The 12,287-nt window shown below is 39.4% G+C and carries 9 protein-coding genes; 8 read left to right on the top strand and 1 reads right to left on the bottom strand.

The window, feature by feature from the left end:
- Positions 1-88: 88 nt before the first annotated feature.
- The gene (locus GQO80_RS03820) at positions 89-481 is read right to left on the bottom strand and encodes an SPOR domain-containing protein (RefSeq protein ID WP_157207007.1); all 393 of its coding nucleotides are present in this window, start codon (positions 479-481) and stop codon (positions 89-91) included.
- Between the two features lie 213 nt (positions 482-694).
- Here GQO80_RS03820 and GQO80_RS03825 point away from each other — a divergent pair, with 213 nt between their 5' ends.
- The 8 genes from GQO80_RS03825 (at position 695) to GQO80_RS03860 (ending at position 12,282) form a co-directional block, all read left to right on the top strand.
- Positions 695-1,993 carry a cytochrome c3 family protein gene (locus GQO80_RS03825; RefSeq protein WP_157207008.1) on the top strand — a complete coding sequence of 433 codons (1,299 nt, stop codon included), beginning with the start codon at positions 695-697 and terminating at the stop codon, positions 1,991-1,993.
- A gap of 69 nt (positions 1,994-2,062) precedes the next feature.
- Positions 2,063-5,152: a TAT-variant-translocated molybdopterin oxidoreductase gene (locus tag GQO80_RS03830; RefSeq protein ID WP_157207009.1), complete on the top strand. Its 3,090-nt coding sequence runs from the start codon at positions 2,063-2,065 to the stop codon at positions 5,150-5,152.
- A 28-nt stretch (positions 5,153-5,180) separates the two neighbouring features.
- Entirely contained in the window at positions 5,181-6,911 is a 1,731-nt protein-coding gene (gene nrfD / locus GQO80_RS03835) for an NrfD/PsrC family molybdoenzyme membrane anchor subunit (RefSeq protein ID WP_157207010.1), read from the top strand.
- A gap of 10 nt (positions 6,912-6,921) precedes the next feature.
- The gene (locus tag GQO80_RS03840) at positions 6,922-7,452 is read left to right on the top strand and encodes a DUF3341 domain-containing protein (protein ID WP_157207011.1); all 531 of its coding nucleotides are present in this window, start codon (positions 6,922-6,924) and stop codon (positions 7,450-7,452) included.
- 8 nt (positions 7,453-7,460) lie between these two features.
- Positions 7,461-8,006, top strand: coding sequence for a c-type cytochrome (locus GQO80_RS03845; RefSeq protein WP_157207012.1), 546 nt, complete (start codon positions 7,461-7,463; stop codon positions 8,004-8,006).
- Positions 8,007-8,028: 22 nt separating this feature from the next.
- A complete protein-coding gene (locus GQO80_RS03850; protein WP_157207013.1) occupies positions 8,029-9,372 on the top strand; it encodes a quinol:cytochrome C oxidoreductase in 1,344 nt (447 codons plus the stop codon).
- Positions 9,373-9,396: 24 nt separating this feature from the next.
- Positions 9,397-10,464, top strand: a complete 1,068-nt coding sequence (locus GQO80_RS03855) for a cytochrome c oxidase subunit II (RefSeq protein WP_157207014.1) — start codon at positions 9,397-9,399, stop codon at positions 10,462-10,464.
- Between the two features lie 27 nt (positions 10,465-10,491).
- Positions 10,492-12,282: a cytochrome c oxidase subunit I gene (locus GQO80_RS03860; protein ID WP_157207015.1), complete on the top strand. Its 1,791-nt coding sequence runs from the start codon at positions 10,492-10,494 to the stop codon at positions 12,280-12,282.
- Positions 12,283-12,287 lie beyond the last annotated feature (5 nt).

Genomic DNA, 12,287 nt, shown 5'->3' on the forward strand with positions numbered 1-12,287 from the left:
AAATCGAAATAACATAAACAAATAAAAAAAGCGACCAGTAAGAAATTCACTGGTCGCTTTTTTTAGCCTAAAATAGTACACAACAGCCTTATTTTTTAGGCTTAAAAATAAAGGCCGCAGGAAATTTGGACTTAATTTGTTTCAAGGCCTTATCGGCTTCCAACCGTGTGTTAAAACTGCTGGACCAAATCTTGAAATTGGGCGTTTCAAATTGAATGGAAGCCTTCCAATCAGAAAAAGCGCTGTTGAACTCTCTTTGCGCAGATTCAGCACTTGAACGGTTATTTCCAGAATAAATTTGTATTTTGTATCTATCGGATTCCGTTCCATTTTTGTTCATTTCTTTCTTAATATCAAGCAAAGTGTTCAATTTTTTGTCTTGGTTAATGTTAATAGTTCCCTGTTGTGCATAACCAAAAGCTGTTGCCATTACAAAGCAAAAAACACTTAAAATGCTAGTTTTCAATTTCAATAGTTTCATTTTCAAATAAATTTATACAAATGTAAAAGTTATAAACTAAATTTAACACTATTTTATTATTTAGAATTCTTCTAAATTAATAATATCGACAATCTAAGGTTTCTCAAATCGACTTTAAATATTACTTTTGCTTGGTATTTTTATAACTGTGTTTTTTTATTTATAAAATGACAAAAGTCATACCAAAGTTTAGAAGTTAATTTAACCAACAATATGAGAAAGGTGATTCACCGTATATTAAGTAAGAACATTCTTGGTTTATGCTTAATTATTTTGTTAGCGTTCGCAACCTCTCTTTCTGCCCAAGGAGGAGATCCAGTAAAAGGAAAGTCATTGTTTAATGCCAATTGTGCCGCTTGTCATCAATTAGATAAAAAGATGACGGGTCCTGCCTTGCGTAATGTAGAGGAGAAAATTGTTGCCGAAGGCTTGGATAGGGCCTGGATTTATGAGTGGATCCGCAATAGTGCTGGTTTGATTAAATCGGGCGATGCTTATGCCAATAAAATTTATAATGAATTTGGTGGCGCTGCCATGTCCCCATTCCCACAATTGTCCAACGAGGATATTGATAACATATTAGCATATACGGCCGAGGTAAAAGAAGAGGCTCCCGCCGCCGCTGTTGCCTCAGGTGCAACCACCAATGCGCCAGCAGCAACAGGTGGTATTACCAATGAGCTAATTTTAGGTGCCCTAGCCATTTTATTTGTGTTATTGGCATTGGGCTTATTTGTGGTTAACAAAACCTTACGTCGTTTTGCCAATGCGCAAAATATCGAATTGCCCGAAGCTACCAAGCGTATGCCACTATGGCAAGCATTTGTTAAAAACCAGTTTTTAATGTTGGTGCTGGCTATTTTCCTATTGTTGGCAAGTGCTTATTTTGTGTATGGCTATATGATGCAAATTGGGGTAGATCAAGGGTATCAACCTGTGCAGCCAATACATTATTCGCACAAAATACATGCTGGCGATAATGGAATAGATTGTAAATACTGCCACTCTTCTGCTAGAACAAGTAAACATTCAGGCATTCCGTCGTTAAATGTTTGTATGAACTGCCACAAATCAATTTACGAAGTAGCGCCAGAAACCCAGGCAGAAGGTGCAGCCATTGGGGTTGATTATAACGCTGAAATAAAAAAATTATACAAAGCCGTAGGATGGGATGATACCGAACAAAAATATACAGGTGAATCCCAACCAGTAAAATGGGTGCGTATTCACAATTTGCCCGATTTTGTTTACTTTAACCACTCGCAGCACGTTACCGTAGCGGGTGTTGAGTGCCAAACCTGCCACGGGCCTATACAAGAAATGGAGGTTGTAAGCCAATTTGCGCCCTTAACAATGGGTTGGTGTATTGATTGTCACAGAACCACCGATGTTAAAATTCAGGACAATGCTTATTACACGAAAATCCACGAAGCTTTAGCCAAAAAATATAATAAAGAAAAGCTTACAGTTGCTGAAATGGGTGGCTTAGAATGTGGTAAATGTCATTATTAATAAAAAAAAGTTATGGTTTGCGAGTAACCAAGCAACTTATAACTAACAACTAATAACTATTTAATAAATATGTCATCAAACAAGAAATACTGGAAAAGTGTTGAAGAGCTAAACGAGACTAGTTCTATTGTTGAGACGCTAAAACAAAACGAGTTTGTTTCAGAGATCCCTACCGATGAATTTTTAGGTGATAAAGATACATTGGAGGCAACTTCTACAACACGTCGCGATTTCTTAAAATATATTGGGTTTAGTACAGCGGCAGCATCATTGGCTGCCTGCGAGGGTCCTGTGGTTAAATCCATTCCCTATGTAGTGCAACCCCAAGAAATAATTCCAGGTGTTGCCAATTACTATGCTACAACCATTGCCGATGGCTTTGATTTTGCAAGTATTTTGGTAAAGACACGAGAAGGGCGACCTATTAAAATAGAAAACAATGCATTAGCTGCAACCAATAGCGTAGCAAATGCCAGGGTAAATGCTTCGGTTCTTGGATTGTATGATAGTTTACGACTACAAAGCCCCAAAAAAGGAGGCAATTCTATTTCATGGACTGATTTCGATGCTGAAACCAATCAGAAGTTAACGAACTTAAAAGTTGCAGGTAAAGAAATTGTATTGCTAACACAAACCTATGCAAGCCCTTCAACAAGTAAGTTAATCTCAGAATTTAAAGAAAAATACGGTACGGTTCGTCATGTCGTTTACGATGCTGTTTCAGAATCGGCTGCATTGGATGCCTACCAAGCAAAATATGGTGAGCGTGCATTGGCAAATTACGATTTATCAAAGGCCTCAACCATTGTTTCCATAGGTGCCGATTTCTTGGGCGATTGGCAAGGTGGTGGTTTTGAGGTTGGTTATTCCAAAGGGCGCATTCCCCAAGAAGGAAAAATGTCGCGCCACATACAGTTTGAATCGAACCTATCGTTAACTGGTGCCAATGCCGATAAACGCGTGCCTTTAACGCCCAGTGAACAAAAAATAGCCTTGGCAAAATTATACAGCTATGTGGTTGGCGGTTCTGTTTCTGGAAGTTTACCAAACCAGGTTGAAGTTGCCGTTAAAAAAGCGGCAGCCCAATTAAAAAAGGCAGGTACCAATGGCGTGGTTCTTACCGGAATTCAAGATGTAAATGCACAAACCGTTGCTTTAGAAATAAATGAATTTTTAGTAAGTAATGCTTTTGATAAAGCCACTCCCATAAAAACAAGACAAGGTAGCGATGCCGATGTTGCAGCTTTGGTTGCTGATATGAAAGCGGGAAAAGTAGGCGCCATCATTATGAGCGGTGTCAATCCTGTTTACACGTTGCCCAATGCTTCCGAGTTTGTTGCAGGCTTGAAAAAAACCGAATTATCCATAACATTCTCCATGAAAATGGATGAAACTGCTTCAGAAGTGGAATATGTGGCCGCAGCGCCACATTATTTAGAATCTTGGGGCGATGTTGAAATTAAAAAAGGGCATTATGGTTTAACACAACCTACAATCCGCCCCTTGTTTAATACCCGACAGTTTCAAGAAGCGTTGTTAAAATGGACAGGGAACCCTGTTTCTTACCACGATTATATTAAAGAGGCTTGGGGAACAACTATTTTAGGAGGCAGTTCTTTTAACCAAGCATTGCACGATGGAGTTTTTGTTGGAAGTATTGCCACCGAAGTCATTTCAACTACCGATGCATCAACTTTAGCAGCCCCTTCAGGTTCGGCGGCCAGTGCTTTGGCGTCTTCAGCAAAAAAATCAGGTCTTGAATTAACCTTATATACCAAAGTCGGTATGGGCGATGGGCAACAGGCCAACAACCCATGGTTACAAGAATTTCCAGACCCCATTACCAGAACCTCTTGGGATAATTATTTAACCATTTCAAAAGCCGATGCCGATGCACTTGGTTTAATTAACAAGCACGTAGCAAATGGCGCATTAAACGGAAGCTATGCTAAAGTAACCGTTAACGGAAAATCGGTTACTGCACCGGTAATGATTCAACCAGGTCAAGCAAAAGGATCTGTGGGGTTGGCATTGGGCTACGGAAGAACAAAAGGATTAAAGGAGGAAATGCAAACGGGCGTTAATGCCTTTGCATTATATCAAGGCTTTAATACGGTGCAAAACGTAACCGTTGAAGCGGTTTCTGGTGAGCATGAATTTGCTTCGGTACAACTTCATAACACGTTAATGGGTCGTGGCGATATCATTAAAGAAACGACTTTAGAGATATTCAATACAAAAGATAAAAAATACTGGAACGAGGTCGCTATGGTGTCCTTAAACCACAAACCTACACCTGTATCATCACCAGAAGTAGATTTATGGGATTCCTTCGATCGTTCTATAGGGCATCATTTCAACTTATCAATCGATTTGAACGCCTGTACCGGCTGTGGTGCTTGTGTAATAGCTTGTCATGCTGAAAACAATGTGCCCGTAGTTGGCAAAAGCGAAGTACGCCGTAGCCGTGATATGCACTGGTTGCGTATTGATAGGTATTATTCATCGGAAGATTCTTTTGAAGGTGATGATAAGAAAAAAGATGATATTTCAGGTTTAGGAAGCTCGTTAAGCGAATTTGCTGAAATGGAACATGCATCGGCCAATCCACAAGTAGCCTTCCAACCTGTTATGTGTCAACATTGTAACCACGCGCCATGTGAAACTGTTTGTCCGGTTGCGGCAACATCGCACGGGCGTCAAGGCCAAAACCAAATGGCATACAACCGTTGTGTAGGGACACGTTATTGTGCCAACAACTGTCCATACAAAGTACGTCGTTTCAACTGGTTCCTGTACAATGGAAACGATGAGTTTGATTACCACATGAACGACGATTTAGGCCGAATGGTTTTAAACCCCGATGTGGTGGTGCGTTCTCGCGGTGTTATGGAGAAATGTTCGATGTGTATCCAAAAAACGCAAAAAACGATTCTTGACGCAAAACGCGATGGTCGTGAAATCAAGGATGGTGAGTTCCAAACAGCTTGTTCCGCAGCATGTGGTACGGGTGCCATGGTATTTGGAGACATTAACGATAAGGAAAGTAAAGTTGCAAAACTTAAACAAGATAACCGTATGTACCACTTGTTGGAACACGTAGGCATAAAACCGAATGTGATGTACCAAACAAAAGTGCGAAATACAACCGAAGCATAAATCTAATTAAAGAATCAATTATATAATTATGGCGTCTCATTACGAAGCACCTATTAGAAGACCTTTAGTTACAGGCGAAAAATCATATCACGATGTATCGGTAGATGTGGCACGACCTGTGGAAGGAAAAGCGAATAAACAATGGTGGATAGTATTTTCTATTGCACTAGCAGCTTTCCTTTGGGGGATAGGTTGTATCATTTATACAATATCCACGGGTATTGGAACCTGGGGTTTGAACAAAACCGTAGGTTGGGCCTGGGATATTACTAACTTTGTTTGGTGGGTAGGTATCGGGCATGCAGGAACACTTATTTCTGCTGTACTCTTGTTGTTCCGTCAAAAATGGCGTATGGCCATCAACCGTTCTGCGGAGGCAATGACCATTTTCTCGGTAGTTCAGGCAGGTTTATTCCCTATTATACACATGGGGCGCCCGTGGTTAGGATATTGGGTATTACCCATTCCAAACCAATTCGGTTCCTTATGGGTAAACTTTAACTCCCCATTGCTTTGGGACGTGTTTGCTATTTCTACTTATCTATCGGTATCATTAGTGTTTTGGTGGACAGGTTTGTTGCCCGATTTCGCCATGATTCGCGACAGGGCTGTAAAACCTTTCCAAAAGAAAATCTACTCTTTATTGAGCTTTGGCTGGTCTGGTCGTGCCAAAGATTGGCAACGTTTTGAAGAAGTATCTTTGGTACTTGCCGGTTTAGCAACCCCGTTGGTGCTTTCTGTTCATACAATTGTATCGTTTGACTTTGCTACATCGGTTATTCCCGGTTGGCATACCACCATATTCCCTCCTTACTTTGTTGCCGGAGCGGTATTCTCTGGTTTTGCCATGGTAAATACGCTGCTCATCATAATGCGTAAAGTTTGTAACCTTGAAGACTATATTACCGTTCAACACATTGAGTTAATGAACATCGTTATCATGATTACCGGTTCCATTGTAGGTGTTGCCTATATTACCGAGCTTTTTATCGCTTGGTATTCGGGTGTAGAATACGAACAATATGCTTTCTTAAACAGGGCAACAGGCCCTTATTGGTGGGCTTATTGGTCGATGATGACCTGTAACGTGTTTTCGCCACAGTTTATGTGGTTCAAGAAATTAAGAACAAGCATTATGTTTTCGTTCTTTATATCTATTGTTGTAAATATTGGGATGTGGTTTGAACGATTCGTAATTATCGTTACCTCATTGCATCGAGATTATTTGCCTTCATCTTGGACCATGTTCTCGCCAACATTTGTTGATATAGGAATTTTCATTGGAACCATTGGCTTCTTCTTTGTGTTGTTCCTATTGTATTCAAGAACATTCCCCGTAATTGCCCAAGCAGAGGTTAAAACCATTTTAAAATCTTCCGGAGAACGTTATAAAAGAATCCGTGAAGCTGGAGGTAGTTTAGTAGGAACAGGTGTCGATGCCAGAACGTCTAATTTTAAGATTACTCAGGAAACTACCGATGTAAAACCGCATCAAGATAAAGCTGAAAAGTTGGATAACCTATTGAAGGGTGTTGGTAAATTTGATCCCACCTTGCAAACGGCTGATGATTTAAAGGTAATTAGCGGCATTGGCCCTAAAATGGAAGAGGTACTTAACAGTATTGGTATTTTTACTTATGCGCAAGTAAGTAAAATGACAAAAAGAGAATACGACTTGTTGGATGATATTACAGGTTCTTTCCCAGGAAGGGCCGAACGTGATGATTGGTCTGGTCAAGCTAAAAAATTAATAAACTAGAATAGAGTCAATGGAAGCTTCAAAAGTTATTCACGCTATTTATACGGATGATGATGTATTAATGTCGGCAGTAAAAAAGGTTAAGGCAGAACGTTATCATATCGAAGAAATATACACACCGTTTCCGGTTCATGGGCTAGATAAGGCCATGGGTTTAGCGCCCACGCGTATCGCCATAGCATCGTTTATTTATGGTTTAATAGGTTTAACAGTATCCATAGTCATGATGAATTATATCATGATTGAAGATTGGCCTCAAGATATTGGTGGCAAACCAAGCTTTAGTTACCTAGAAAATATGCCAGCATTTGTGCCCATTATGTTCGAGTTAACCGTGTTTTTTGCAGCACATTTAATGGTAATAACTTTTTACTTGCGCAGTAAAATGTGGCCTTTTAAAAATGCTGAAAATCCAGATCCTAGAACAACCGATGACCATTTTTTAATGGAAATTGCAGTAAACGGAAATGAGAACGAACTGGAAAGCTTGCTTAAAGAAACAGGCGCAGTGGAAATTAATTTAATTAATAAAGCCCATTAATAATAGATATGAAAAGCTTAATTAAAATAGTAGTATTAGCAATTGGGTTAATGGCTGTGTCTTGTAAAAAAGATACTGCACCAAACTATCAGTTCATGCCAAATATGTACCAATCGGCAGGTTACGAAACCTATGGTGAAGCAGCCTTTAAAAATGGTGTTGAGGCTCAATTACCTGCTGAAGGCTCCATACCTAGAGGACATGTACCTTTTGATATAGCAAATTCAACCGAAGGGTACGAACTAGCAAAGGAAACCTTAAAAAGCCCCTTAGATTCTACCCAAGTCAATGCGCAAACTGGTAAAGCCCTTTACGATATCTATTGTGCTATTTGCCATGGCACTGCGGGCGACGGACAGGGTAACTTGGTAAAACGCGAAAAAATATTGGGTATTCCAAATTATGCCGATAGGGAAATTACCGAAGGCAGCATTTACCACACCATATATTATGGAAAAAATGCCATGGGTAGTTATGCAAACCAATTGCAAGAAGAAGAACGCTGGCAAGTCGTATCGTATGTGTTGCAATTAAGAGCCGATTTAGTTAAGTAAGATAGACCAGATTATTATAGATATGTACACATTTTCAAATAAATTAAAGACATTTTCTTTCATTCTAATGATATTAGGAGCATTGGGTGTTGGATATGGTTTTATGACGTCCCATAAATCTATAGATGAAGTTAAAACCATGCTTAATGAAGAAGCAGCGCATCATGGAGGTCATGCCGTTCAAACCACCCACGCTGTTGCCGATGCACATGCTGATCATTCAGATGAAGCCCACAACGCGAATGAGCATGCAGAACATGTACAGCACCAATTGTCAAACAGGCCATGGTCGGCACTTTATGTAGCGGCCTTTTTCTTTATGATGATAGCTTTGGGCGTTTTGGCATTTTACGCCATTCAAATTGCTTCCCAAGCTGGGTGGTCTCCAGTATTATTTAGAGTCATGGAAGGCATCACAGCCTATGTGTTGCCCGGTACTTTAATCGTTTTGGGTATAGCCGTTGCTTCAGGTACTATTGGGCATTATAATCTGTTTGTTTGGATGAACCCAGACCTTATAAACCCAGAAAGCGAACATTATGATAAATTGATTGCCGGAAAATCCAGTTTCTTAAACCTTCCTTGGTTTGCCATACGTGGGTTGATATTTATCGCTGGTTGGAGCCTGTACCGTCATTTTTCGCGTAAATTTTCTATTGCACAGGATACGGCAGAAGATACTAGCAATTTTAAAAAATCGTTCCGAATATCAGCAGCCTTTTTGGTTTTCTTTATCTACACCGAATCTATGATGTCTTGGGACTGGATCATGAGTGTGGACCCCCACTGGTTTTCAACATTGTTTGGGTGGTATGTATTCGCAACCATGTTTGTAAGCGGCATTACCGTAATAGCTTTGGTGGCCATTTACTTAAAATCAAGAAACTATTTAGAGTTTGTAAACGAAAACCATTTGCACGACGTTGCTAAATATATGTTTGCGTTCAGTATTTTTTGGACCTATTTATGGTTTTCACAATTTATGCTTATTTGGTATTCAAACATTCCAGAAGAGGTAACTTATTTCATCACCAGGTTCCAGGATTATAAATTATTGTTCCTAGGAATGGTGGTATTGAATTTCGTGTTTCCCATTTTAATGTTGATGAATGCCAATTATAAACGTATTCCTTGGTTTGTAATCATGACAGGATTGGTTATACTACTAGGGCATTATATTGATGTATTTATTATGATCATGCCCGCCACCGTAGGCGACCGTTGGTTTATTGGTATCCCAGAAATCAGCTCAGTACTACTTTTTGCTGGTCTGTTTATATTTATAGTATTTACCGCCCTAACAAAAGCGCCATTACTTGTAAAAGGTTATCCTTTTAGAAAAGAAAGTGAGCATTTCCATTATTAATTTAAGTTAAGACGAACAAAAACGATGACTGCTTTATTAACAATTATAGTTTTAGTATTTATTCTGATAGCCATTTGGCAAATGGTGAAGATTTTCGATTTGGCTCATGCCAAAAATGAAAACACCCAAGTTGCCACAGATAAGGATAATACCATGAATGGATATTTAATGATGGGCTTTTTAGCATTCATCTATGTAATTACCATCATATCCTTTGCAAAATGGGGCGACTTGCCTTTGTTATCAAATTCTGCATCCGAACACGGCCCTACCATCGATAATTTGATGATCGTTTCTCTAGTAATCATCTTCTTTGTACAAACCGTAACCCAATTTCTTTTGCACTATTTTGCCTTCAAATACAAAGGTGAAAAAGGAAAAAAAGCATTGTTCTTTGCCGATAACAATAAACTTGAAGCTATCTGGACAATCATTCCCGTTATCGTGCTGGCAGGTTTGATCATTTATGGATTGAACACTTGGATCAATATCATGGGAGTTGATGAGAGCGACGACCCTTTAATTGTTGAATTATATGCGCAACAGTTTAACTGGAAAGCCCGATATGGGGGTAACGATAATACCTTAGGTAAAGCCAATGTGCGTTTAATAGATATCGATAAAGCCAATATTTTAGGTTTGGATGAAGCCGATCCAAATGCCCAGGACGACATCATTACAACCGAACTGCATTTGCCCGTTGGAAAGCCAGTACTCTTTAAAATGCGTTCGCAAGATGTATTGCATTCAGCTTATATGCCCCACTTTAGAGCACAAATGAACTGTGTGCCCGGTATGATAACACAATTTGGTTTTACGCCAACAATTACTACTGCCGACATGAGGAAAACCCCTGAAATAGTTGACAAAGTTAATAATATCAATAAGATTAGATCTGAAAAGAGTAAAGAACTAACCGCAAAAGGGAGCGATGCTCTTGAGCCTTATGAATTTGATTATTTGCTTCTGTGCAATAAAATTTGTGGTAAATCTCATTATAACATGCAAATGAAAATAGTAGTGGAAACACAGGAAGAATATGATGCATGGATTAAAGAACAGAAAGATTTCAAAAATTCGCTAATTAACTAATTAAAAAGATAAAAACGATATAAGATTATGTCAGCACACGAAGATAATCACGCTCACGACGACCACGGACATCATCATAAAGAAACGTTTATAACTAAATATATATTTAGTCAAGACCATAAAATGATTGCCAAACAATACCTCATTACAGGTACGCTAATGGGTATTATTGGTGTTATCATGTCTATGATGTTCCGTATTCAAATCGCATGGCCAGAAGAGCCTAACGTTTTGTTTGAAGCATTGTTGGGCAAATGGGCACCAGACGGTGTCATGGATGCCGACATTTATTTGGCCTTGGTTACCATTCATGGTACCATTATGGTTTTTTTCGTTTTAACGGCAGGTCTAAGCGGTACGTTTAGCAACTTGTTAATTCCGTTGCAAATTGGTGCACGCGATATGGCCTCTGGCTTCTTGAATATGATATCTTATTGGTTGTTTTTCCTTTCAAGTATCATCATGGTTTCCTCATTATTTGTAGAGGCTGGACCAGCTGCTGCGGGATGGACCATATACCCACCCTTAAGTGCATTGCCTATGGCGCAAGGTGGTTCGGGTATGGGCATGACCTTGTGGTTAGTTTCTATGGCAATTTTTATTGCTTCATCGTTATTGGGCTCGTTAAATTATATTGTAACCGTTATCAATTTGCGCACTAAAGGCATGTCGATGACGCGTTTACCACTTACTATTTGGGCATTTTTCGTAACGGCCATCATCGGTGTGGTGTCATTTCCGGTGTTATTATCTGCTGCCTTATTATTAATTATGGATAGAAGTTTTGGAACTTCCTTCTTCTTATCCGATATTTTTATTCAAGGGGAAGTGTTACATTATCAAGGCGGTTCACCCGTTTTGTTCGAGCACCTGTTTTGGTTCTTAGGGCATCCTGAAGTGTATATTGTAATTTTGCCTGCCATGGGAATTGTTTCAGAGATTATGGCATCCAACTCGCGAAAACCAATTTTTGGGTACCGTGCCATGATTGCTTCCATATTGGCCATTGCCTTTTTATCAACCATCGTATGGGGGCATCACATGTTCGTGTCCGGAATGAATCCATTTTTAGGTTCGGTATTTACCTTTACAACCTTATTGATTGCCATTCCTTCCGCAGTGAAAGCATTTAACTGGATAACGACCCTATGGAAAGGTAATTTGCAAATGAATCCCGCCATGTTGTTTTCAATAGGATTTGTTTCAACGTTTATCACAGGAGGTTTAACGGGCATTATTTTAGGAGACAGTGCTTTGGATATAAACGTGCACGATACCTATTTTGTAATTGCCCACTTCCATTTAGTAATGGGTATTTCGGCTTTGTATGGTATGTTTGCGGGTATTTATCATTGGTATCCAAAAATGTTTGGCCGTATGTTGAATAAAAATTTAGGATACATCCATTTTTGGATAACCGCTGTATGTGCTTATGGCGTGTTTTTCCCTATGCATTTTATAGGTATGGCAGGTTTACCACGACGTTATTATACCAATACCAATTTCCCATTATTCGACGATTTAGCAAATGTGAATGTTGTAATCACCATATTTGCTCTTATTGGGGGTATTGTGCAAATAGTGTATTTGTACAATTTCTTCGGAAGCATTTTCTTCGGAAAAAAAGCAACCCAAAATCCTTGGCGCTCCAACACACTTGAATGGACTACCCCAGTGGAACATATTCACGGTAACTGGCCAGGTGATATTCCACATGTGTACCGATGGTCTTACGATTATAGCAAACCAGGGCACGATGAAGATTTTATCCCTCAAAACATCCCCTTAAAAGCAGGCGAAGAAGAGTTGCAGCATTAAAAAAA

Source organism: Mariniflexile maritimum (assembly GCF_009746565.1).
In the GTDB taxonomy this organism is placed as follows: Bacteria; Bacteroidota; Bacteroidia; order Flavobacteriales; family Flavobacteriaceae; genus Mariniflexile; species Mariniflexile maritimum.

Excerpts from the sequence above, each read along its gene's own strand:
- GQO80_RS03825 (WP_157207008.1), top strand. The coding sequence starts at position 695 with ATGAGAAAGGTGATTCACCGTATATTAAGTAAGAACATTCTTGGTTTA.
- nrfD (WP_157207010.1), top strand. The coding sequence starts at position 5,181 with ATGGCGTCTCATTACGAAGCACCTATTAGAAGACCTTTAGTTACAGGC.
- GQO80_RS03840 (WP_157207011.1), top strand. The coding sequence starts at position 6,922 with ATGGAAGCTTCAAAAGTTATTCACGCTATTTATACGGATGATGATGTA.
- GQO80_RS03830 (WP_157207009.1), top strand. The coding sequence starts at position 2,063 with ATGTCATCAAACAAGAAATACTGGAAAAGTGTTGAAGAGCTAAACGAG.
- GQO80_RS03845 (WP_157207012.1), top strand. The coding sequence starts at position 7,461 with ATGAAAAGCTTAATTAAAATAGTAGTATTAGCAATTGGGTTAATGGCT.
- GQO80_RS03860 (WP_157207015.1), top strand. The coding sequence starts at position 10,492 with ATGTCAGCACACGAAGATAATCACGCTCACGACGACCACGGACATCAT.
- GQO80_RS03850 (WP_157207013.1), top strand. The coding sequence starts at position 8,029 with ATGTACACATTTTCAAATAAATTAAAGACATTTTCTTTCATTCTAATG.
- GQO80_RS03820 (WP_157207007.1), bottom strand. The coding sequence starts at position 481 with ATGAAACTATTGAAATTGAAAACTAGCATTTTAAGTGTTTTTTGCTTT.
- GQO80_RS03855 (WP_157207014.1), top strand. The coding sequence starts at position 9,397 with ATGACTGCTTTATTAACAATTATAGTTTTAGTATTTATTCTGATAGCC.